This is a genomic window from Pseudoflavonifractor sp. An187, from assembly GCF_002160275.1.
Classification (GTDB): domain Bacteria; phylum Bacillota; class Clostridia; order Oscillospirales; family Oscillospiraceae; genus Enterenecus; species Enterenecus faecium.
In genome coordinates, this window is the sequence record NZ_NFKG01000035.1 from 1 (window position 1) to 23321 (window position 23321).

Genomic DNA, 23321 nt, shown 5'->3' on the forward strand with positions numbered 1-23321 from the left:
CAAGCCCCTCCCCTACACCCAACAACGCAAGAAATTCGGCAATGTTCAGGGGCTTTTTGCGCCCGGCCCCCGGCAACTGGGAACAGTTGCTGGCCAGGGTAAGGCCCTGAGAATAGAAGTACTATTGTACAGAGAAGTAAGCACGACCCACAGAATTTCCACGCTATCTATGTGACCCTACCGGGCCAAGGGCTGAAAAGAGAAAGACGCAGGGACACCCAGTACCGCGGGGTGGATTCCACAAGGCGGGGGAAGGCCCCGCCTTTGGCGATTCTTTCCCCGATTTCTCATCGGGGAGAAATCGGGCCCAGCGGAGCGTCCCCGGCGGGGGCGCTGGTCTGCGCCAAGGAAATCGGAGAAGGACAAGCCCTCCTCAGCCAGGCGGCTATCCGCCTTCTTCCCCGAGGGAGGCTTTCCCCGCGGAGCGCCCCACTTGACAAAATCGAACAAATGTATTATCATACTCCTAGAACATTGGTTCGACAAATTTCGAGGAAGAGTCGTTTATGGGACTGTATTTGTGAGATACTGGACACAAATACAACAAGGAGGATTGTCTATGGAGACCACATTTTACACCGTACCTGCCCGGAGAGTGACCATGAGCAGCGTCGCCCCGGCCTATGAGAATGCCCCCACCCGGGAGCTGGTGTGTCTGTCCCGGCAAGCCCCCGCCCACGCTGGCAAGACCGGACAGATCATCGACTTTACCGCCTGGAAGCAGGACCACGACCTGGACGTGGACCAGCCCCAGGAGGTCCTGGAACCCCAGGCTCCCCGCCCCGCTGGCCGCACCTCTGGGCTGTGCTGGCTCATACAGCACGGGGAGTGGGTGGCCACCCTGTCGGTGATCGGGGCCATGCTGCTGCTGAGCCTCCGCATTCTGGTGGCATAATCACCAAAGTTGACAGAAAATAAAAAAATCAGGAAAAATCCCTTTACAATTGGGGTATGATTATGATATGCTATTCGAGCATTTTGATGCACACCCGTCAGCTTAGTTTCGGGACATTGCCCGCTTGTTACGCGGGGGATTCACCCGCCCGATACTCAGCGTCCGGGCAGAATACAAGAAAGGTGGAAACTACCCATGATTCGTAAGGACCAGAAGACTGCCGTCATCGAGGCCAACCGCACCCACGAGACCGATACCGGTTCTCCCGAGGTTCAGATCGCCATCCTCACCGCCCGCATCCAGGAGCTCACCGAGCACCTGAAGGTGCACATCCACGACAACCACAGCCGTCGTGGCCTGCTGAAGATGGTCGGTAAGCGCCGCAAGATGCTGGACTACCTGGCTAAGAAGGACATCGAGCGTTACCGCGCTATCATTGCCAAGCTGGGCATCCGTAAGTAAGTTTTTTCAAATAGGGCGGCGTGAACCTCACGCCGCCCTTGCCTCTATTCCCCGCCATCTGCTGGAGCCTATCCTTTTAGCAGTTGAACATGGGTCTCACCAATAGGAGGGGCCTGTGTTCAAGTGCTAAAGTGTGATCGCTCCAGCTGGGCTCAAAGAAAAGGAGTGTATCAACCGATGTCTACCATCATCAAGCACAAGGAATTTGTCAACCACAAGGTGTATGAGACTGTGGTGGCTGGCCGTCCCCTGAAGATCGAAGTGGGCAAGATGGCCGAGCTGGCCAACGCTGCCGCTATGGTCACCTACGGTGAGACCAGCGTTCTGGTGGCTGTCACCGCCTCCCCCCGTCCCCGGGACGGCATCGACTTCTTCCCCCTGTCCGTGGACTTCGAGGAGAAGCTGTACGCCGTGGGCCGCATCCCCGGCTCCTTCATGCGCCGGGAAGGTCAGCCCTCTCTGCCCGCCGTGCTGGCCAGCCGTCTGATCGACCGGCCCATCCGCCCCCTGTTCCCCACCGACCTGCGCAACGACGTGGTGGTCACCTGCACCGTCATGAGCGTGGACTACGACTGCTCTCCCGAGGTCACCGCCATGATCGGCGTGTCCGCCTGCCTGTCCTACTCCGACATTCCCTGGAACGGCCCCATCGGCTGCATGGAAGTGGGCTATGTGGACGGCCAGATCGTCATGAACCCCACCCGTGAGCAGAAGCACGCCTCCCAGATGGACGTGACCGTGGCCGCCACCATGGACAAGGTGGTCATGATCGAGGCCGGCGCCAAGGAGATCCCCGACGAGATCATGTACGAGGGCATTGTCAAGGCCCACGAGGAGATCCGCCGTCAGGTGGAGTTCATCAACGGCATTGTCGCCGAGATCGGCAAGCCCAAGTTCGAGTATCAGCACGCCTCCTTCAACCAGGAGCTGTTTGACGATATCGTGGCCAACTTCATGGACGAGGCCAAGGCCGCCATGGACACCGACGACAAGAACGTCCGTGAGCAGCGCTGGAACGCCATGATCGACCACTGGCACGAGAAGTATCTGGAGACCTATCCCGATATGGACCAGTACCTGGAGGAGTTCACCTACAAGTTCCAGAAGAAGATCGTCAAGGCCTGGCTGCTGGAAGGCCACCGTGTGGACGGCCGTGCCAAGAACGAGATCCGTCCTCTGGCCGCCGAGGTGGGCGTTCTGCCCCGTGTCCACGGCTCCGGCCTCTTTACCCGTGGTCAGACTCAGGTGCTGTCCGTGTGTACCCTGAACACCCTGGCCGCCTCCCAGAAGCTGGACACCATCTGGGAAGAGGAAGAGAAGCGCTACATGCACCACTACAACTTCCCCGGCTACTCCGTGGGCGAGGCCCGCGGTGCCCGTTCCACCAACCGCCGCGAGAAGGGCCACGGCGCTCTGGCTGAGCGCGCTCTGGAGCCCGTGATCCCCAGCGTGGAGGAGTTCCCCTACGCCATCCGTGTGGTCAGCGAGGTTCTGTCCTCCAACGGCTCCACCTCTCAGGGCTCCATCTGCGGCTCCACTCTGGCTCTGATGGACGCCGGCGTGCCCATCAAGGCCCCTGTGGCCGGCATCTCCTGCGGCCTCATCCAGGACGACGACGGCTCCTTCACCACCTTCATCGACATCCAGGGCGTGGAGGACTTCCACGGCGAGATGGACTTCAAGGTGGCCGGTACCAAGAAGGGCATCACCGCCATTCAGATGGACCTGAAGAACGACGGTCTGTCCCACGCCATCATCAAGGAGGCCCTGGAGATCACCCGGGACGCCCGCTTCGCCATCCTGGACGAGATCATGCTGCCCTGCATCTCTGAGCCCCGTGCTGAGGTCAGCGAGAACGCCCCCAAGATGATCAAGATGAAGATCGACGCCGACAAGATCCGTGAGGTCATCGGTTCCGGCGGTAAGGTCATCCAGAAGATCTGTGCCGACACCGGCGCCAAGATCGACATCGAGGACGACGGCACCATCTTCATTGCCGGTGTGGACAAGGCTTCCTGCGAGGCCGCCAAGAAGACCATCGAGACCATCGTGTTTGTCCCCGAGGTGGGTGCTCTGTACTACGGCAAGGTGGTGCGCATCCTCCAGTTCGGCGCCTTCGTGGAGCTGGCTCCCGGCAAGGACGGCATGGTGCACATCTCCAAGCTGGCCAACCGCCGCGTGGAGAAGGTGGAGGACGTGGTGAACATCGGCGATATGATCTGGGTCAAGGTCACTGACATTGACGAGAAGGGCCGTGTGAACCTGTCCTACAAGGACGCTCTGCGGGAGATCGAGGCCAAGAAGGCCGCTGGCGAGCCCATTAAATAAAAATTCCAAGGCGCTGTGGTGCAATTTCCACAGCGCCTTGAAATTTTTGAATGATTAACGAAGAATGAATAATGAAAAATGCAGGCCCTTTAGCGTCTGCCAACCCCAGGTCCTCCCTCTGGGATGGAGTCTTACGCCTATTTTTCGGTCTCTGCCTGAAATTAGAATCCGTGCCGCTTGCGGCACACCACAATTATTCATGATTCATTCTTTCATGATTCATTCCTCTGCGCTGGGCGCAGAGGAAAAATTTTCTCCCCGAAATCTGCTGACAACGACACCCCGGTTTGCTATACTAGAGGTGGAAAGATGTCAACCCTGTGTTTATAGAGATAGGAGGTTTTTTCCTATGTGGATATCACCCCACGCAGAGGAGTTTTTCGGGTGCCTGGCTCCTCTGCTGGCCTCCAAGGAGGTCAATGCCATGCGGCAATGGCGGCACCACTTCTCCGTGACCTGCTATGAGCACTCCCTCTTTGTGGCCTACATGGCCTACCGCATCGCCCAGCGCTTCGGCTGGGACTGCCGGGCCGCCGCCCGGGCGGGACTGCTCCACGACCTGTACCTCTATGACCCCGCAGACCGCAACGCCCATCCCGGCAACCAGTGCCTGGACCACCCCGTGTTTGCCCTGCGCAATGCCCAGGCCCTGTGCCCCGACCTCAGCGAGGGTGAGGCCAACGCCATCGTCTCCCACATGTTCCCCCTGGCGGTGCATCTGCCCCGCTCTCGGGTGGCCATTGCGGTGAACCTGGCGGATAAGCTGTGCGCCACCATCGAAGTGGCCCAGCTGTATCGCATCATTCCCCTGCGCCGTCGGCTGATGGCCCGGGTGGGTTGCTGCTGAGTTTTCCAGAAACTGTATTTTATCTGTGTTAAATTTTCCCCGGTCTGTTGCCCATTTCACAGGCCGGGGGGAAATTTGTATGCTTCTTTTGTGTAGAAGGAAGGATTTTGGACAAATTTCAATTTCCCTCTTCAAAAACCGGTGGATTCTGATATAATATTTTAGATGCATTTTGTCAGCGATTGTGGTGGGCGGGCAACGCTCCGTCCCGGCACTGGATACCCCTACCATACATCACACACAGAGAGGAAGTACAACAATGATTTCTCACGGTAAAGATCTGAAAATCTTCTCCGGAAGCTCAAACCGTGCCCTGGCCGAGGCCATCTGCCGGGACCTGAGCATTCCCCTGGGCAGTGCCGAGGTGGGCGCCTTCTCCGATGGAGAGAACTTTGTCTCCATTCATGAGACCGTCCGTGGCTCCGACGTGTTCGTGGTTCAGTCCACCAGCTCCCCCGTCAACGACAACCTGATGGAGCTGCTGATCATGATCGACGCTCTCAAGCGGGCCTCTGCCGGCCGCATCACCGCCGTCATCCCCTACTTTGGCTACGCCCGTCAGGATCGTAAGACCAAGCCCCGTGACCCCATTTCCGCCAAGCTGGTGGCCAACCTCATCACCCGGGCCGGCGCCGACCGTGTGCTGACCATGGACCTGCACGCCAACCAGATTCAGGGCTTCTTTGACATCCCCGTGGACAATCTGCTGGGCTCTCCTGTGTTTGTGGACCACTTCCTGCGCCGCTTCGCCGCCGTCCACGACGAGACCATGGTGGTCTCCCCCGACGTGGGCTCTGTGGCCCGTGCCCGTGCCTTCGCGCAGAAGCTGGACATGCCCATGGCCATTGTGGACAAGCGCCGTCAGAAGGCCAACTCCTCCGAGGTGATGAACATTATCGGCGAGGTGAAGGACAAGCACGTCATCCTGCTGGACGACATGGTGGACACCGGCGGGTCTCTGTGCCACGCCGCCCAGGCTCTGGTGGACATTGGCGGCGCCAAGTCCGTCACCGCTGCCGCCTCTCACGGCGTGCTCTCCGGCCCTGCCATTGAGCGCATCAATGCCTCTGTGCTGGACGAGGTGCTGTTCCTGGACACCATCCAGCCCCGGGAGGACATCGCCCAGGTGTGCCCCAAGATCAAGTATCTGTCCGTGGCTCACATGTTCGCCGAGGCCATTGCCCGCATCTACGAGGAGCGGTCTGTGTCCAAGCTGTTCCAGTAATCACGCTCGTTTGGGGGCTGTTGCAGGCTGTGCCTGCAACAGCCCTTTTTCTTCTCTTTTGGGAAAGAGGGTTTGACCCTCTATGGTTTCCCTGTTCCGGCTTGCCAGCCTGGTGGGGACGCTACCCGCTGGGGGTTCCTTTCTGCTGCCAGAAAGGAACCAAAGACCACCAAATGCGGGGCCTTCCCCCGCCTTGTGGAATCCACCCCGCGGTACTGGATGGAGTGTGCACCTTTCTCTTTTCGGCCCTTGGACTGGTGGGGTCACATAGATGGCATGGCAATTTTTTTGTGAGTGCCAGCTTCTACGACAAATAATACTCCTATCCCCAGGGCCTAACCCTGGTATGCAACTGTTCCCAGTTGCCGGAAGCCAGGCTCCCGGCGGCGGGAACGCCGCTGCACCAAGGTAGGCCCGGATGTGAAAATCGCCCGGCCATAGGGCCAGCTACCCAGGGCAGCCTGGTGTGGTGGCAGTGACAGGGGCCACAGCAAGGGTGACGGGCCGAACACCAGCTTGACGCATTCCCAGCCTGGTACCCCAGGGGGGTACTTAGGGGGGAACGCCCTAAGCGATTCTTTCCCCGATTTCTCATCGTGGAGAAATCGGGCCCAGCGGAGCGTCCCTGGCAGGGGCGCTGGTTCCCGCCTGGGAAATCGGAGAAGTATAGTCCTCCAAAAATAAAGCAAAAAGGAGTTTTCCCCATGTTTTTTGGTAAAAAACTGCCGGTGACCTGGCTGGTAGTGGGTCTGGGCAACCCCGGCGACAAATACGAAAACACCCGGCACAACGCCGGGTTTATGGCCATTGACCAGCTGGCCGACCGGGGAGACTTCCCGGTGCAGCGGCTGAAGTTCCACGCCCTCACCCACCAGGCCACCATCTCCGGCCAGGGGGTGCTGGTGATGAAGCCCACCACCTACATGAACCTGTCCGGGGACGCGGTGGCGGAGGCCGCCGCCTTCTATAAAGTGTCCGAGGAGCATATTCTGGTGCTGTGTGACGACGTGTCCCTGCCGGTGGGTAAGCTGCGCATTCGCACCCAGGGCTCCGCCGGAGGCCACAACGGCCTGAAGAGCATTATCCAGCGCCTGGGCACCGACAAATTCCCCCGGGTGAAGATTGGCGTGGGGGGCAAGCCCCACCCCGACTACGACATGGCCGACTGGGTGCTGGGCAAGTTCGTGGGCCCGGACAAGACCGCCATTGACGAGGCCACCCTGCGGGCGGCCCAGGCGGTGGAGTGCTATCTCAAGGACGGGCCCCAGAAGGCCATGAATCAGTTCAACTAACTTTGGTGGAAAAAGGAGCCGCTATGAAGGAATTACTCCACATTCTCCAACAAGTGCCCCAGTTCCCCGCCCTGGTACAGGCCCTGGAGAAGGGCCAGTCCCCGGCGGCGGTGTCGGGGCTGTCCCGCATCCACCGGGCCCACTTTGCCGCCGGACTGGGCACCGCTCTGGACCGCCCGGTGGTAATGGTGTGCGCCGACGAGGACGAGGCCCAGACCCTGGGCCGGGACATCACCGCCTTCACCGGCTGGAGCGTGACCCTGATTGGAAGCCGGGAATTCAACTTCTACAACGGCGCTGTGGCCTCCCACCAGGGGGAACACAGCCGCCTGGCCGCCTTCTACGCCATGGCCCAGGGGGAGTGCAAGGTCATCACCGCCACGGTGGAGGGCCTTCTCCAGCGCACCCTCTCCCCTGAGGAGCTTCTGGAGCATGTGGTGACCATCTGCTCCGGCGGCTCCTATGACCCCACCCAGCTGGCCGACGCCCTGTCTGCCCTGGGCTACACCCGGTGCGACCAGGTGGAGGGCGTGGGCCAGTTTGCCCTGCGTGGCGGCATTCTGGACGTGTTCTCCCCCGCCCAGGACCACCCGGTGCGGGTGGAGTTCTGGGACACGGACGTGGACTCCATGGGCCTGTTTGACCCCGCCACCCAGCGCCGGGTGGGCCATCTGGACAAGGCGGTGTTCCTCCCGGTGCGGGAGGTGCTGCCCCAGCGGCAGGAGGATGGCTCCTGGCAGCAGGTGCCCGACCACCAGCTGCCCCAGCGCTATCCCGCTCACCACACCGCCGTCCACCACCTGCCCCCGGACGCTGTGGTCTGCCTGTCCGAGTCCGCCCGGGTGGCGGAACGGGGGAAAAACTGGCTGTGGCAGCTGGACGAGGACCTGAAAACCCTGGTGGAGAGCGGGGTGCAGTTGGGCAAACACGCCACCTTCGCCCTCACCTTCCCCCAGCTCATGGAGGAGCTCCAGCAGTTCCCCCTGTGCTTTTTGGACTCCTTCTCCACCTCCACCCTTCCCCTGCCTCCCAAGGCCCTGTTCAATGCCCAGGGCCGCCAGTTGTCCACCTTCGGGGCCAATCTGGACTCCGCCGCCGCCGACCTCACCCAGCTGCAAAGCGCCAAGACGGGCACGGTGGTGCTGGTGGGCAGCGAGCAGCAGGCCCTGAACCTCCAGGCCCTGCTGCGGGAGAAGAAAATCCGCTCGGCGGTGGACTTCCAGCTCCACGAGCTGCCCGCCCCCGGGGGCATCACCATCGCCGTGGGAGGCCTGTCCGCCGGCTTTGACTACATCGGCTGCCCCTTTGCGGTGCTCACCCAGGGCCAGAGCCAGGGCAAGCGAAAGGGAAAACGGCTGAAACACGCCGCCGACCGCCGCCGGGTGGACTCCTTCACCGACCTGACCCCCGGCGACCTGGTGGTCCACGAGCACCACGGCATTGGCCGCTTTGTGGGGCTGACCCGCATGAAGGTGGACGGCATCGACAAGGACTACATCAAGCTGGCCTACGCCGGGACCGACACCCTCTACCTCCCCGCCACCCAGCTGGACTCCATTTCCAAGTATATCGGCGGCGGAGACGACACCCAGCACAAAAAGCTGTCCAAACTAGGCGGCACCGAGTGGGAACGGGCCAAATCCCGCACCCGGGCCGCGGTCAAGGACCTGGCCAAGGGGCTCATTCAGCTCTACGCCCAGCGGCAGCGTCAACCGGGGTATGCCTTCGCCCCGGACTCGGCCTGGCAGCGGGAATTTGAGGACGACTTCCCCTACCAGGAGACGGAGGACCAGCTGCGCTCCATTGCCGAGATCAAAAAGGACATGGAGGCCCCCCGGCCCATGGACCGCCTGCTGTGCGGCGACGTGGGCTACGGCAAAACCGAGGTGGCCCTGCGGGCCATGATGAAGTGCGTGCTGGACGGCAAGCAGGCGGCCATTCTGGTGCCCACCACCGTGCTGGCCCGGCAGCACTACCTCACCGCCAGGAGTCGGTTTGCCAAGTACCCGGTGGAAATCGAGGTGGTGTCCCGGTTCCGCACCCCCGCCCAGATGAAAAACGCCCTCATGGGGGTGGAGGACGGCTCGGTGGACATTCTCATCGGCACCCACCGCCTGCTGCAAAAGGACGTGCACTTTAAAAACCTGGGTCTGCTGGTGGTGGACGAGGAGCAGCGGTTCGGGGTGACCCACAAGGAGCGGCTGAAAGAGCTGGCCCGCCAGGTGGACGTGCTCACCCTCTCCGCCACCCCCATCCCCCGCACCCTGAACATGGCCCTGTCTGGCATCCGGGACATGTCCGCCATTGAGGAGCCCCCGGCGAGCCGCCAGCCGGTACAGACCTACGTGCTGGAGCACAACTGGTCGGTGTTGGCCGACGCCATGCGCCGGGAGCTGGAGCGTGGCGGCCAGGTGTACTACCTCCACAACCGGGTGGACACCATCCACGCCACCGCCGTGCGCATCCAGGAGATGCTGGGGGAGGACGTCACCGTGGCAGTGGGCCACGGCAAGATGAGCCAGGAAGAGCTGTCCGACGTGATGACCCGCATGGGGGACGGCGAGGTGGACGTGCTGGTGTGCACCACCATCATCGAGACGGGCATTGACATTGCCAACGCCAACACCCTCATCATTGAGGATGCCGACAAGCTGGGCCTGGCCCAGCTCCACCAGATTCGAGGCCGGGTGGGCCGCTCCACCCGCAAGGCCTACGCCTATATGACCTACCGCACGGGGAAGGTCTTGAGCGAGATTGCCACCAAGCGGCTGTCCGCCATCCGGGAATATGCGGAGTTTGGCTCCGGCTTCCGCATTGCCATGCGGGACTTGGAGATTCGAGGGGCGGGCAACCTGCTGGGCCCCGAGCAGTCCGGCTTCCTCATGAGCGTGGGCTATGATCTGTATCTCAAACTGCTGGAAGAGGCGGTTTTGGCGGAAAAGGGAGAGGTTCCGGTGCAGGTGCGGGAGTGCACCGCCGACCTGTCCGTGCCCGCCTCCATCCCCGAGCGGTATGTGCCGTCCGCCCAGCAGCGCATGGACCTGTATCGCCGCATTGCCCGCATCCGCACCGAGGAGGACGGGGACGACGTCACCGACGAGCTCATCGACCGCTTTGGAGACCCGCCCCGTGGGGTCAACAACCTCATTTCCATCGCTCTGCTGCGCTCCCAGGCCGCCAAGTGCGGCATGGTGGATATCTCCCAGAAGGGGGCCACCCTGCGGTTTACCCTGGAGGAATTTGACCTCCAGGCCATCGCCAACCTGGGGGGCCAGTACCCCGCCCGGCTGCTGTTCACGCCGGGGCAGGACAAGGGCCTGCTGACCTTGAAGCTAAAACAGGGGGAAGATCCCCTGCGGGTGGCGCAGCAGTTGGTGGAGAAGTACACCGCTCTATTGCCCCAAAAAGAAGCATAAAGAACCCGGCGGGGATGATTTTCACATCATCCCCGCCGGGTTGTTATTTTTGGTGTTTTCTCAGCGCTGTTCCCGCTTCTTGCGCTCTGCGGTCACCAGGGCCAAGCCGCCGCAGGCGGTGAGGGCCACCACGGCAAAGGCCAGCAGATTGGCCTGGTCTCCGGTCTGGGGCACATCCTCCCCGTCCGGGGTCTGGCTGGGCTGGGCACTGGGCTGCTCGCTGGGCTCCTGGCTGGGCTGGGGCGTGGGCAGCTCGGGCAGTCGCTCCAGGGCGGCCAGCAGCGCCTCTGCCAGCTCATCCACCATGGCCTGGTCCTCCTGGGTCAGGCTGGTGTCGCCCAGGACCTGATAGGCCTGCTCCAGCAGCTGGTGGAGCTCCTGGAGGTCCTCCTGGTCATAGCCGCTGAGGTCCTGGCCCTCCACCTGGTCCACGGCAGCCTGAAGGCCGCTCAGGTCCACCTTGTCCTCCACCGGAATCTTGGCAAACTCCACCTGGATGGTGTGGTTGGCCTTCACATCGGTGAAGGTGTAGCGATGATCCTCCAGCTGGACGGCCTGGCCGTCCACCAGCACCTGGGCCACCTGATAGCCTGGCTCACAGGTGATGGTGTAGGTGATGCTCTGGCCCTCTACCACCTGGGTCTGGCCGGGGTTGCTGATGGAGCCGCCCACTCCAGCAGTGGCCTCAATGGTGTAGGTCACCGGCTCCGGCTGGGCCTCGGTGACAAACTCCTGCACCTGGGTGGTGGTGATGCCGTACTGGTCGTTGGTGACCCGGGCATACCAGCCGTACTGGGTCTCGGGCTGGAGGCCCTGCCAGGTGTGCTCCACGTCCCCGGTGCTCTGGGGATAGCTGGCGATGACCTGCTGGGTCTGCAGGTCCACGGTGAGGCGGTCGGTGGTCAAAGTCTTGTCGCTGGTGTCGAAGTCCACATCCAGCTCGCTGATGTCGATATCCACCGCTCGGGTGCCCTCGCCGTAGCTGTCCAGCTTGGGGGTGTCGTAGTAGTTGAAGTCATCCCGGTAGGGAGAGTAGGAATTGAGGTAGATCTTGTCGTTTTTCAGGTCGAAGTACAGGAACTTGATGTACTCAGAGCCGCCCTCGGGGTCGGACTGGTAGTCGGTACAGATCTGGTACACCGTGCGCTCCTTGATGCCGTCCCCGTTGTCGTCGAAGCAATCGGTCTGGATGCTGGCCCCGTGATAGTGGCCGTTGAGCACCGCAATGACGTTGGGGTTCTGGGCCACCACCTGGTCCTGGAGCAGCTTTCCGGTGTAGTCCAGCAGGCTGTCCGCCTCCTTGACGTTGGTGTAGCGGTGGAGGGCGATGATGGCCTTGCGGTCGGAATACTGCTGGAGCACCTGGTTCATCCACTCAATTTCCTCGGTGTAGATGTCCCAGCTCATGTAGAGGATGATGAGGTCCTGGCCGTTCTCGGTGAGCAGGTCATAGTGGCCCAGGTTGTTTTGGTAGGAGCCGCCGTAGGTCTCCTGGTCGGCAAAGCGGTCCTCGCCAAAGTATTTCCAGTAGTTGCCGTACCCCTCGGCGCCGGCGTACACGTCGTGGTTGCCGCCCAGCACGCCGTAGGGCATGCCCGCCTCGTCGAAGATCTGCATGGCCTCATCGGCGTTTTTCCACTGGCCCACCATGTCCACATCGTCCACAATGTCGCCGGTGTGGAGCACATAGCGGATTTTCCACTCCTGGGCGTTGTCCACAATCCACTGGTTCATGTTGGTGTAGTGGTAGGGGAAGCTCTCAGCATAGTACTGGGTGTCGGTCTCCCAGGCCAGGGCGAAGTCGTACTGCTCCGGCCGTCCGGTGCCGTCCCACTCAGACAGGCTCTGGGCCTCCAGGGCGGTGGCAGCGGAGATCTCCGGCTCCACACCCTGGGTGGCGCACTGCACCAGCAGCACGGCCTGGCCGTCCATCACATGGTCCTGGGCGGCAACGGACTTGGAAATGGTGCCGTCCGCTCCGGCCTGGGCCACCTGGTCCCAGCTCTGGGTGGTGTAGTTGTAGATGTACATGGTCACCGGGTGGGTCTGGTCGGCGTGGCTGGCGCTGCCGCTCCACGCCACGGCGAGGGTGTCATCCGCGGCGGTGGCTCCGGTTTGGATGGTAAACAGCTGATAGGGGAAGGTGCCGTTGCCCTCGGGGTCGCCGTCAGCCACGGCAATGCTGCCATCCTCCAGGGAGAAGTTCTTACCCTCCAGGAAGGTCACGTCTGCCACCTGCTGGTCCAGCCAGACGCTGAGCTGGGCGGTGGTGGCGGTGATGCCGTCGTTGTTGGTGTCCGAGACGCTGGGGTCCACCTCCTGGGTGGTGAAGGTCACCTCAGCGGTGGACACATTGCCCGCCAGGTCCGAGGCCACCACCTTCAAGGTGTGCTCGCCCACGCTCAGCTCCCGGGGCACCAGGGTGGTGGGCAGGGTCAGGGGCTGGCCGTCCAGGCTCACCGCCAGGTGCTCCACCCCGTTGGCGTCGCTGGCCACGGTGCCCTCCTCCAGCAGCAGGGGCTGGTAGAGGACGCTGCCCTGGGCCACACCCAGGTCAAGGGCGGGGGCGGTGTTGTCCACCACCACGTTGGCGGTGGTCTGCTTGTCTCCAGAGGTGGCCACAATCTGGTGCACGCCGTCGGTGAGGGCGGTGGTGTCCAGCTGGGCGCCCACGGCGTTGACCTCAGCGGCGGGGATGCGGAAGGTGGCGTTGAGATAGGGCACCATGCCGGAGCTGTCGCCGATGGTGTGCCAGGCGTCCAGTTCGGTGCTGGGGTTGGTCTTGTCGTTGTCGGGTCCGATCTCCACCGGCAGGTAGCTGTTGCCGTTGGCCAGCACCAGCTGGAGGCCGGAGACCTCAAAGTCCTCGTGGTTCTCGTTTTTCACCACGTCGTAGATCTCCTCAAAGGGGGTACCGCTGTTGCCAGCCCAGATGGTGAGGGTCACGTCATAGGTCTGGGTCTCGGCGTTGTAGGTGAAATACTTGTTGTCCACGTGGATGGCCCGGGACAGGGGCAGCTCACACCAGGGGCTGAGAATGGTGATGATGTCCCGGCTGTCGTCGCCATAGGGGGCCGTCACCGCATTCTTGAAGTAGTTGTTCATGCCGCTGGTCTTGACCATGAAGTAGGCCCCGTCCTCCAGCACCATCTGGGTGTCCACCTCAGTGCCATCCACGGAAATGGTGGTGTTGGCGTTGTCTCCGCCGTCGTTGGCGGTGACGGTGCTCACCCCGGACAGCAGGGTGTCGTCGGCCACATTCAGCCGCACGCTGTCCCCGGTGTCGTTGAGGCGCTCAATGGCCACCGTCTCCTCCGCCGTCTCGCTCATGCCGTACAGGGTGTAGGCCCGGACCTTGAAGGTGACCGAGTCATGTCCAAAGAGCACGTCGGCGGGAATCTGCATCAGGAAGTGGCCCAGACGCCACTGGGTGGTCTGCTTGATGCTGGTCCACTGGGTATCGTCGTCCAGCTTGTAGAGAATTTCCGTGCCAATGAGGTAGGGCCGGTTCTTCAGCGCTTCGCTGCCGCAGTGGTAGTCCCCCTCAAAGGCATCCAGGCGGTCATCCCCGGTGGCGCCCACGAGCAGGTCCACGTCATACATCACCTTCAGCCAGTCCCCCTCCTGGATGGACGCGGGCACAGGCAGCCCCTCGCTCTCACACACGTTCAGGGTGGGAGCCTTGCCGTCATCGGCGGGGTAGTTGGGATAGCCCTGGAAGGGGAGCAGCTGGTCCAGCACCTGCCAGGGCTCTACCTGGCCCGGGGTGGCCTGGGAGACGGTGGCGGGGATGGAGGCGTTTTCCTCGCTGGTGCCGTGGGGGCAGGCATATTGCAGGGCGGTGCGGGCCGAAGAGAACTGGTCCGAGGCGGTGTTAAACCCTGCCACCGTGAAGGCGTCCTCCTCCGAAGTGCCCAGGCGAATCCACCGGGGGGCGCTGCCGTGGAGGCCGGAATAGTTGACCTGCACGATGTCCTTGCCCAGCTCCAGGTCGGTGCCGTAGAAGTTGTTAAACTGCTCCACGGTGGTGCCGTTGCTGGTCAGCCAGTACACCATGGTCTGGCCGGGCTGGATGGTGGTGGTGAAATCCCCCACCGTCCAGGTCTTGCCGGACTGGGCGGCGGTGCGGGTGGGGTAGTCGTAGTAGTACAGCACCTTGTAGTAGCCCAGATTGATGGGCTTGTCGGTCTGGTTGTACACCTCAAAGTAGGAGTACTGGCCGCCGTCGGGGGAGCCGGGATTGGCCGCCACCTCGGTGACCACCAGGGGGGCCGCCTGGGTGTCCTGGGGCACCACGGGGCTTACGTTGGTGGTCTGCTCCTGGGTCTGGGCGGACTTGCCGGGGCCGTAGCTGGCGGTGACATACCACTGCACCTGGTCGGCGTAGATCAGCTCGGCGGGGACCTGGCCCACAAAGCTCTGCCCATCTCCGGTGGCGGTCATGTCCACTTCCTTGTAGTTGGTGTAGGCGGTCTCCTGCTGCCCTGCCATCTGGCGGTAGTGGAGGGTCACTTTCATGGCAGAGGGGGTGCCCTCATAGGGAATCTGGGCGGTGACCGTCAGGCCGTCGCCGCCCACACCCTGGACGCTTGCAATGTCCGGCACCTGCTCCACCACGTGCACCTTCTCCGGGGGCACCTGCTCCGGGGAGACGCTGCCGGGGGTGGCGTCGGCCACGCCCAGGTTGGTGCACTCCCGGCCGGCGCCGGAGTAGCCGTACTGGATGGCCTGCTTGTCCGGGTTGCCCGTGGCGATCTCGTCGCCGTGGGCGTTGGACCAGGCGGAGACGAGGATGGAATCCTCATCCTTGCCCAGGAAATAGCCACGCTTGGCGCTGTTGTGGATGCCGCTGTAGGGAATGCGCACGATGTCCACATTCTCCACCAAATCGGTGCCATAGAACTGGTTGAACTCCTTCACCGTGCGGCCACTGGTGCCCTCGCTTTGCCACAGCACCATGGTCTTCCCCGGCTGGATGTACAGATCCTGGCCCTGGGAGCCCCAGTCGGCGGGCTTGAACACCTTGCCCGTGCCCAGACCAGCCTCATAGGCGTAGTAGAAGGTGTACTCGCTGAGGTTGATGGCCTCATCGGAGTTGTTGTATACCTCGGTGTAGGTGTAGCGCTTGCCCGAGGCCTGGTCGGTGGAGACCTCGGTAATCAACAGTGGTGGGGCCTGGGTCCAGTCCACAGCCTCTGCCCCGGCCTGAGCCTGGGGTGTCTGGGCAAAGCCCGGGACGGCCTGGGACAGTGCCATGGAGGCGGCCAGAATGGACGCAGCCACAGCTCGCATGTTCTTTCTTGACATCAGTTTCTCGCTCCTTTCCTTTGTCCGCTTCACCAAGGCATTATACCGAGCCCCCGGTGGGCTTTCTATCCAGGGTTTTAGAACTTTGTGTAAAGGTTTCGTGATGTTCTATTTTTTTCCTGGTCATCAGAAAGGCGGAGATGGCAGACACCACAGGCACCGTCAAAATCACCCCAATGGAGCCGGAAATACCCTGCAGAAGCTCAATTCCAATGGCGTACTGGTTCATAAACTCCAGATAGGGCATGTTATAGGAGTAGATGATGATGAGGGTGTTGATGGAGCCCCCGGCAAAGGCCAGAATCAGGGTGTTGGACATGGTGCCCATCATGTCCCGGCCCACGTGGATGCCGGAGCGGAACAGCCGCTTGAAGTCCAGCTCCGGGCTGTTGGCGTGGATCTCCGCAATGGTGGAGGCGACGGACATGCTCACGTCCATCACCGCCCCCAGAGAGGCAATCAAAATGCCGGAAAACAGGACACCCGCCACATCCAGGCGGCTATTCTGGGCGATAAAGGCCAAGGTCTCCACGTCGTCCACATTCAGTCCGGAGATGTGGCCCAGATACCCGAACAGGTAGGCGGTGGCCCCGGCGATGAGCACCCCGGTGACGGTACCCAGCACCGAGCACAGGGTCTTATAGGAGCAGCCGCCAATGAGGGACATCACCACCACCGTCACGATCACCGAGGTGAGGGTGGCAGCCACAAAGGGGGACACCCCCACATACATCAGGGGCAGATAGAAAAAGAGAATGCACACAAAGGTGAACACCAGACCCACCGCAGAGCTGATCCCCTGCTTTCCGCCAATGAGGCAGAGAATGACCAGAAACAGGGCAATCAGCCCCCACAACACCATGCCACGGTCGTAATTGTACACGGTGGCCACCAGATTTCCCTCCGAGTCGGTGTTCACCAGGGCGATGACCCGCAGGCCCGGCACACACTTGGCCCCGGATTGATTGGCATAGGGGCTGGTGGCCTCACAGGTCTGCCCCTTGTAGGCCCCGCTGATGATGCGAAGCTCCACCGTCTGGTTGCCCTGGAGCTCCACGTCGCTGTCGTCCAGGTTGCTGGACATCACCTCTTCCACCACCGCCTTGGCAAAGGTGGCCCCTCCCGTGGGGCGCAGGGCGGGCCGGTCCAACCTGCCGTTGAAGGCGATGAGCGCTCCCAAAAACATCACCACGATCACAGCCCCCACCAGCAGAAACCGCTGTTTTCTACTCTGTCCAACCATCTTCATCTCTCTGACTCCTTTTTCTTCAATTCACGGATGGTTTTTTATTTTAGAAGGTGGATATTCCCCTGTCAATCGTTCTTCTAAAGCCAAACAGAAACTTTACACCCCTCTTACATAGCGCCTCCCGTTCCCTGTCTGGGGGCAAAAAAAGTGGTGAAGGAATCTCATCCTTCACCACATGTTTTACCAGCTCACTTGATTTAAAATCCCGGTCAAATACGCAATGGCCACCCCGTAGTTGGTCATGGGCACCCCCTGCCGTTGGGCCTGAGCCAACCGGGAGAGCACATAGGCCCGGTTGAACATGCACCCGCCGCAGTGGATAACCAGGTCGTACCCGGTGAGATCGTGGGGGAAGTCGCTGCCCGCCACCACATCCACCTGGAGGCCCTGCCCCACCCGACGGCGCAGCAGTCTGGGAATCTTCACCCGCCCGATGTCCTCTTCCAGGGGGGCGTGGGTGCACCCCTCGGCAATGAGCACCCGGCTGTTCTCGGTGAGGGTTCCAATGGCCTTTGCCCCCTGGGCAAAGGCGTCAATGTCCCCCTTATCCGCCGCCATGAGGATGGAAAAGGAGGTGAGCAGGCTCTGTTCCGGCTTTTTGGCCGCCACCAGGGGGAAGCACTGGGAGTCCGTGATGATGAGCTTGGGGGGCGCGCTCAGAGCCGCCAGAGCCCCGTCCAGGCCATGGTTGGTGGTACTCACCACGGTGCACTTCAAGTCCAGCAGATGCCGGATGGTGCGCACCTGGGGCAAAATCAGCCGCCCCTTGGGGGCCTGAATGTCCTGGGGCATCACCAGCAGCACCACGTCCCCGGCGCTGCACAGCCCCCGGGTCAAGTCCTGCCGCCCGAAGTCCTCGGGCACCAGGGCGGTGAGGGCGGCCCGCAGGGCCTCAATCCCTTCCCCGGTGGCGGCGCTCACCGCCACCGCCCGCTGGGCAAGGTCCGGGGGCAGCTGGGCCGGAGCGACCAAATCCCCCTTGGTCTGCACCACCAGGAAGGGGGTGTTCTGGTCCTGGAGCTGCTGGGCCCACCCCAAGTCCTCTTGGCTGGGCTGTCCTGCAATGACCAGCAGAGCCACGTCCGCCCGCTGGAGGGTGTCCCGGGTGGCCTCCACCCGCAGCTGCCCCAGCTCTCCCTCGTCGTCATACCCGGCGGTGTCGATGAACAGCACCGGGCCGATGGGGTGGAGCTCCATGGCCTTTTTCACCGGGTCGGCGGTGGTGCCCGCCACCGGGGACACCAGGGCCACCTGCTGACCGGTGAGGGCGTTGATGAGGCTGGATTTTCCCGCATTGCGCCGCCCGTACAGGGCGATGTGCAGCCGCTGGGCGGCGGGGGTCTCCTGTAATCCGCTCATGGTCTCGTCCCCCTTAGAACCGGAAGTCCCGCATACCGCCCTCCATGTCGTGGAGGTGGCGGATGACGGTCTCCTTGACCTTGGGGTTGGTGATCTTGTCCACCTCTTTCTCAATGAGGGCCATGCCCTTTGCACGGGTCTCAGGGCTGGCGTAGTCCTCCAGGTACTCCTTGAGGGTCATCAGGGCGTTGGGGTGGCAGCAGTTGACAATCTGGCCGCTCTTACACAGGGACATGAATCGGTCCCCGGTGCGGCCCTCCCGGTAGCAGGCGGTGCAGAAGCTGGGGATGTGGCCCATGTCTAACAGCCAGCTCACCACCTGGTCCAGGGTACGGGTGTCGCTGACCTCGAACTGGGAGGAGTCCTCCTCCTCTTCCTCGGCGTAGCCGCCCACGCTGGTGCGGCTGCCGCCGCTGATCTGGGACACGCCCAGCTCCAGCACCTTCTCCCGGCACTCCTTGCTCTCCCGGGTGGAGATGATGAGGCCCGTGTAGGGCACGGCAATGCGCAGCACCGCCACAATCTTGGCAAACAGCTCATCGCTGATGCCGTTGTCGAACTGGTCGGGGTCGATGTCGTCGGCCCGGCGCAGACGGGGCACGCTGATGGTGTGGGGACCCACCCCGTACACCGCCTCCAGGTGCTCGGCGTGCATGAGAAGGCCCACAAAGTCGTAGTCATACAGGTTCAGGCCGAAGAGGACGCCGCAGCCCACGTCGTCAATGCCCCCCTCCATGGCCCGGTCCATGGCCTCGGTGTGGTAGGCGTAGTCGCTCTTGGGCCCGGTGGGGTGCAGGTCCTCATACTGCTTCTGGTTGTAGGTCTCCTGGAAGAGGATGTAGGTGCCAATGCCCGCCTCTTTCAGCTTGCGGTAGTTCTCCACGGTGGTGGCGGCGATGTTCACGTTCACCCGGCGGATGGCTCCGTTCTTGTGGTGGATGGAGTAGATGGTGTGGATGCTCTCCAGCAGATACTCCATGGTGTTGTGCACCGGGTCCTCGCCGGTCTCCAGGGCCAGACGCTTGTGGCCCATGTCCTGGAGAGCCACCACCTCCCGGACAATCTCCTCCTGGGTGAGCTTTTTCCGGGGAATGTGCTTGTTCTGGCCGTGGTAGGGGCAGTATTTGCAGCCGTTGATGCAGTAGTTGGACAGGTACAGGGGGGCAAACATGACGATGCGGTTGCCGTAGAACTTCTCCTTGATGCGCCTCGCCAGGTCGTACATCCGCTCCACCAGGTCGGGCTGGTCGCACTTGAGGAGCACCGCCGCCTCCCGGTGAGACAGGCCCTTGCAGTTCTCGGCCTTTTCCAGCAGCTCCTGGACCATGGCCCGGTCATTGGCGTGTTCCTGGGCATAGGCCAGGGTGTCCCGGATTTCTCCATCGTGGATGAATTCCTGGGCGATATGGGATTTGGGATTGTACTGCATAGCTGATTCCTTCTTTCTCAAACATTCATCACAGGGGCACCCGCCCCAGGCTTCTGATCTGTTCCTCCAGCTGCTGGCGCTGGGCGGGAATGTCCGTGTCCGGCAGTTGGGCGGGATAGATTTCATACATGCGCTTGTAGCAGTTGGGGGTGATCTTCCGCATCACCACGTTGGCGCCCCCGGAAAACACCTGCCCGTTGTCCCCCCGCACGGTGAGGGCGGTGGTGGCAGGCAGGTTGGCGCTGGGCAGCATCAGCCGGGCCAGGGCCACACAGCGGCGGGTGAGCTCGGCATCTCCCGCCGTGCCATCCCGAAGGGGGGTGTCCGGGTGGGGCAAAAAGGGCCCAATGCCTGCCATGTCGCAGGGAATGGAGGCCAACAGCAGCAGGTCCTGGGCCAACGTCTCCAGGGTCTGCCCCGGCAGGCCCACCATAAACCCGCTGCCCGTCTCGTACCCCAGCCGCTTGAGGGTGCGCAGGCAGCCCACCCGCTTGTCCAGGCTGCTGTCCGGGTGGAGGCGGCGGTACAGGTCCGGGTCGGCGGTCTCGTGCTTGATGAGGTATCGGTCCGTCCCCGCCAGCTTCAAAAAGGCGTAGTCCTCCTCCCGCATCTCTCCGCACCCCAGGGTCACCGCCATGTCGGTTTTGGCCTTGATGGCGGAGACGATTTGCCCCAGCATCAGGGGGGTATACCAGGGGTCCTCCCCGGACTGGAGCACAATGGTGCGGTAGCCCACGGCGTGGGCCTCACAGGCGGCCTGCACCACCTCTTCCGGGTCCATGCGGTAGCGGGTCAGATTTTGGCGGGGGGCCCGGAGGCCGCAGTAGGTGCACATGCGCCGACAGTGGTTGGAGATCTCCAGCAGGGCCCGGATGTGCACCGTGTCTCCCACGGTTTCCGCCCGCACCTGGTCTGCCTGGGCGTAGATGGGGGAGAAATCCTCCAGTCCCAGCAGCTCCACCAACTCCCCCTGGGTAAACTCAGCTCTCATGGCTTTGGGTGGCGGGGGCGTACAGGGCCTTGGCGGACACCCCGCCCAGCTGGCCCAGCTTCCCGGTGAGAGCGCTGATGACGTCGTTGGGGGCGTCCAGAATGACGCTGATGACGCTCACCCCCCGCTGACGGTAGGGCACCCCCATGCGGCCTACGATGTAGGTTCCATAGTCGTGGAGGAGGTTGTTGATGTGGTCGGTGGCGGACAGGTCCTCCACAATGATGCCGATGACGGCCAGGCGTGTGTCCATAGGCGTGTATCTCCTTTTTTGCAATAAAAAATGCCTGCACAGACCCACTGTGCAGGCAAAACAGGCGACAAAAGACGCTCCCCCGCTGTCTATTTGCGGGCGAGTATGAAACGGTATCTGTCGTCTTTCCCTTCGGGGGACACCCTTGGGGTCAGCACAGGATGGATGGGGACCGTTGGCGGCGGGCGAGGGCCCAGCGCCGCAGGCGTTTTTTTCAGTATACCACAGCGGAGCGGGTTTGCAAGAGAAATGAAGAATGATAAATGAATAATGAATAATTGTGGTGTGCCGCAAGCGGCACGGATTTTAATTTTGGGGCGTAGGGGAGGGGCTTGCCCCTCCCGAATTTTCCAGGGCAATGCCGGGGTAGCAGCGGGCCGGGCAAGCCCGGCCCCTACCACAGCATAACAGGGGGTGCGTCCATGCTCCCGGCGGCGGGAACGCCGCTCTTCCAGAGTAGGCCCGGAGGTGGAAACCACCCAGCCATAGGGCCAGCTGCCCAGGGTAGCCTGGTGTGGTGGCACGGCTAGGCGCCACAGCAAGGGTGACGGGCCGAACTTAGGCTTGACGCAGGTCCAGCCTCGTACCCCAAGGGAGGTCCTTATGGGGGAACGCCCTAAGTGGCTTTTCGTCCATTTTGGCCACTCAAAATGGACCCCAGCGGAGCGTCCCCGGCTGGGGCGCTGGTTTCCGCCGGGGAAATCGGAGAACGGCAAGCCCAGCGGAGCACTCCCGGCTGGGGCAAGTGAAGAGTGAAAAGTGAAGAAGTGCAGGGCTGCCGCCCTGCGCCACAAAGGGTTTGCCTTTTCTCCCATTTGGTGATACAATGCCCTTTAGACTGTGCCGGGCATTTCCCGGCACCTGAAAAAGGAGTTACAACATGATGACTATGAAAAAGCGCATCACGTCTTTGCTTTTGGCCGCCGGGATGACCTTCTCCCTGGCCGCCTGTTCCACCCCCGCCGCCGAGCCCACCGACTCTCCCGCTCCCTCTGAGGAGATCGTGGCCGACCTGTCCCGAGACATCCTGGACTTCTCCGCCGGGCTCAAGGGCGACGAGACCATGCTCACCGCCAACGGCGAGGTGATTCCCGCCGACCTGTACCTGTACTTCCTGGCGGTGAACTGCGCCTATCTCACCCAGATGTACCAGGCCGATGTGGCCGACTACGCCGACCAGCTCAAGGAGGACAGCAAGACCGTCACCGCCTACTACAAGATTCTGGAGGCCAAGTGCGAGGAGCTGGGCTGCCCCCTCACCGACGAGCAGCAGACCGAGCTCAACGAGACCCTCATGTCCGAGGGCCAGGAGAAGTACGACCAGCGCAAGACCATCAACGGCCTCAGCGACGAGACCATGAAGTTCGTCTACTCCATCAACTACTTCTATGACAACGTCCTCAACGCCACCATCGGCCAGCCCACCGAGGACGACCTGAACAACTACGTCTATCAGACCCGCCACATCCTCCTGAAGACCGTGGACACCGAGGGTACCCCCACCGTCCAGGAGGACGGCTCCTACGCCTATCCCAAGCTGGACGAGGAGACCATCAACGAGAAGAAGGCCCTGGCTGAAGACATTCTGGCCCAGCTCAACGCCAGCGACGACCCCTCCACCCTCTTCAACGACCTGATGAACGAGTACAGCGAGGACGAGGGTCTGGAGCAGAGCCCCGACGGCTACACCGCCACCCTGGGCCAGATGGTCTCCGCCTATGAGAAGGCCGCCCTGGAGCTGGACTACGGCCAGGTGTCCGGCATTGTGGAGTCCGAGTACGGCTACCACATCATCATCCGGGACAAGGTGGCCGACACCAGCGAGTACGTGGACAAGTGGCGTGAGTACAAGATGGGCCAGCAGGTGGACCAGTGGATTGCCGACGCCGACATCCAGTCCACCGAGACTCTGGACAACCTGGACGTGGCCGACTTCTACAACAAGTTCAACGCCTACCAGGTGGCTCTCAACGAGAAGTACACCGCCGCCCAGGAGACTCCCTCTCCCTCCGTCAACCCCTCCGCTGACCCTGAGGCCACCGGCTCGGTGGAGGACGAGGCTGTGGGCTGAAGACAATGAAGAACGAAGAATGAAAAATGAAGAATGCAGGCCCAAAACATTGCCGCATTTCTTGGTTTGCTATGCGTAGGGGAGGGGCTTGCCCCTCCCGCAGCTCCCCTGGCATGGCCCTGGGTTTTCGGGCCGGGCAAGCCCGGCCCCTACGGCGGTCTGCCGGGGACTGTGTTCCCTTATAAAATCCGTGCCGC

14 protein-coding genes are annotated in these 23321 nt (G+C 62.2%); 8 read left to right on the plus strand and 6 right to left on the minus strand.

All coding sequences use genetic code 11. The annotated features are described in order from the left end of the window. Positions 1-559: 559 nt before the first annotated feature. From B5F22_RS10565 to mfd, 7 genes are all read left to right on the plus strand, one after another. A complete protein-coding gene (locus B5F22_RS10565) occupies positions 560-895 on the plus strand; it encodes a hypothetical protein (RefSeq protein ID WP_087392529.1) in 336 nt (111 codons plus the stop codon). 195 nt (positions 896-1090) lie between these two features. Beyond that, positions 1091-1357 (plus strand): 30S ribosomal protein S15, encoded by a 267-nt coding sequence (gene rpsO, locus B5F22_RS10570; RefSeq protein ID WP_087232405.1) that lies wholly within the window; start codon positions 1091-1093, stop codon positions 1355-1357. A gap of 177 nt (positions 1358-1534) precedes the next feature. Next, a complete protein-coding gene (locus tag B5F22_RS10575; RefSeq protein ID WP_087370996.1) occupies positions 1535-3685 on the plus strand; it encodes a polyribonucleotide nucleotidyltransferase in 2151 nt (716 codons plus the stop codon). Between the two features lie 349 nt (positions 3686-4034). Next, complete coding sequence (locus tag B5F22_RS10580; protein ID WP_087392530.1) at positions 4035-4532, plus strand: HD domain-containing protein; 498 nt, start codon at positions 4035-4037, stop codon at positions 4530-4532. Positions 4533-4791: 259 nt separating this feature from the next. After that, positions 4792-5757, plus strand: coding sequence for a ribose-phosphate pyrophosphokinase (locus B5F22_RS10585; RefSeq protein ID WP_087392531.1), 966 nt, complete (start codon positions 4792-4794; stop codon positions 5755-5757). A gap of 704 nt (positions 5758-6461) precedes the next feature. After that, the gene (gene pth, locus B5F22_RS10590) at positions 6462-7049 is read left to right on the plus strand and encodes an aminoacyl-tRNA hydrolase (RefSeq protein WP_087392532.1); all 588 of its coding nucleotides are present in this window, start codon (positions 6462-6464) and stop codon (positions 7047-7049) included. A 23-nt stretch (positions 7050-7072) separates the two neighbouring features. After that, positions 7073-10465, plus strand: a complete 3393-nt coding sequence (mfd, locus tag B5F22_RS10595) for a transcription-repair coupling factor (protein ID WP_087392533.1) — start codon at positions 7073-7075, stop codon at positions 10463-10465. 60 nt (positions 10466-10525) lie between these two features. Here the strand turns inward: mfd and B5F22_RS10600 are convergent, their stop codons facing one another. The 6 genes from B5F22_RS10600 to B5F22_RS10625 form a co-directional block, all read right to left on the minus strand. Continuing rightward, on the minus strand, positions 10526-15772 hold the full coding sequence (locus B5F22_RS10600; protein ID WP_087392534.1) for a metallophosphoesterase: 5247 nt from the start codon (positions 15770-15772) through the stop codon (positions 10526-10528). 40 nt (positions 15773-15812) lie between these two features. After that, positions 15813-17021, minus strand: coding sequence for a YibE/F family protein (locus B5F22_RS10605; protein WP_242955114.1), 1209 nt, complete (start codon positions 17019-17021; stop codon positions 15813-15815). Between the two features lie 180 nt (positions 17022-17201). Next, on the minus strand, positions 17202-18380 hold the full coding sequence (gene hydF / locus B5F22_RS10610) for a [FeFe] hydrogenase H-cluster maturation GTPase HydF (RefSeq protein WP_087392535.1): 1179 nt from the start codon (positions 18378-18380) through the stop codon (positions 17202-17204). 13 nt (positions 18381-18393) lie between these two features. Next, entirely contained in the window at positions 18394-19809 is a 1416-nt protein-coding gene (hydG, locus tag B5F22_RS10615) for a [FeFe] hydrogenase H-cluster radical SAM maturase HydG (protein WP_087392536.1), read from the minus strand. 28 nt (positions 19810-19837) lie between these two features. Then, positions 19838-20800, minus strand: a complete 963-nt coding sequence (gene hydE, locus B5F22_RS10620) for a [FeFe] hydrogenase H-cluster radical SAM maturase HydE (protein WP_087232378.1) — start codon at positions 20798-20800, stop codon at positions 19838-19840. After that, positions 20790-21053 (minus strand): TM1266 family iron-only hydrogenase system putative regulator, encoded by a 264-nt coding sequence (locus B5F22_RS10625; protein ID WP_087232376.1) that lies wholly within the window; start codon positions 21051-21053, stop codon positions 20790-20792. Before B5F22_RS10625 ends, hydE begins: the two co-directional genes overlap by 11 nt. Positions 21054-21933: 880 nt before the next feature. On the opposite strand from B5F22_RS10625, the gene B5F22_RS10630 reads away from it, so the two are divergent. Next, complete coding sequence (locus B5F22_RS10630; protein WP_087392537.1) at positions 21934-23124, plus strand: peptidylprolyl isomerase; 1191 nt, start codon at positions 21934-21936, stop codon at positions 23122-23124. The last annotated feature ends 197 nt before the right edge of the window (positions 23125-23321 follow it).

Excerpts from the sequence above, each read along its gene's own strand:
- B5F22_RS10565 (WP_087392529.1), top strand. The coding sequence starts at position 560 with ATGGAGACCACATTTTACACCGTACCTGCCCGGAGAGTGACCATGAGC.
- rpsO (WP_087232405.1), top strand. The coding sequence starts at position 1,091 with ATGATTCGTAAGGACCAGAAGACTGCCGTCATCGAGGCCAACCGCACC.
- B5F22_RS10575 (WP_087370996.1), top strand. The coding sequence starts at position 1,535 with ATGTCTACCATCATCAAGCACAAGGAATTTGTCAACCACAAGGTGTAT.
- B5F22_RS10580 (WP_087392530.1), top strand. The coding sequence starts at position 4,035 with ATGTGGATATCACCCCACGCAGAGGAGTTTTTCGGGTGCCTGGCTCCT.
- B5F22_RS10585 (WP_087392531.1), top strand. The coding sequence starts at position 4,792 with ATGATTTCTCACGGTAAAGATCTGAAAATCTTCTCCGGAAGCTCAAAC.
- pth (WP_087392532.1), top strand. The coding sequence starts at position 6,462 with ATGTTTTTTGGTAAAAAACTGCCGGTGACCTGGCTGGTAGTGGGTCTG.
- mfd (WP_087392533.1), top strand. The coding sequence starts at position 7,073 with ATGAAGGAATTACTCCACATTCTCCAACAAGTGCCCCAGTTCCCCGCC.
- B5F22_RS10600 (WP_087392534.1), bottom strand. The coding sequence starts at position 15,772 with ATGTCAAGAAAGAACATGCGAGCTGTGGCTGCGTCCATTCTGGCCGCC.
- B5F22_RS10605 (WP_242955114.1), bottom strand. The coding sequence starts at position 17,021 with ATGAAGATGGTTGGACAGAGTAGAAAACAGCGGTTTCTGCTGGTGGGG.
- hydF (WP_087392535.1), bottom strand. The coding sequence starts at position 18,380 with ATGAGCGGATTACAGGAGACCCCCGCCGCCCAGCGGCTGCACATCGCC.
- hydG (WP_087392536.1), bottom strand. The coding sequence starts at position 19,809 with ATGCAGTACAATCCCAAATCCCATATCGCCCAGGAATTCATCCACGAT.
- hydE (WP_087232378.1), bottom strand. The coding sequence starts at position 20,800 with ATGAGAGCTGAGTTTACCCAGGGGGAGTTGGTGGAGCTGCTGGGACTG.
- B5F22_RS10625 (WP_087232376.1), bottom strand. The coding sequence starts at position 21,053 with ATGGACACACGCCTGGCCGTCATCGGCATCATTGTGGAGGACCTGTCC.
- B5F22_RS10630 (WP_087392537.1), top strand. The coding sequence starts at position 21,934 with ATGATGACTATGAAAAAGCGCATCACGTCTTTGCTTTTGGCCGCCGGG.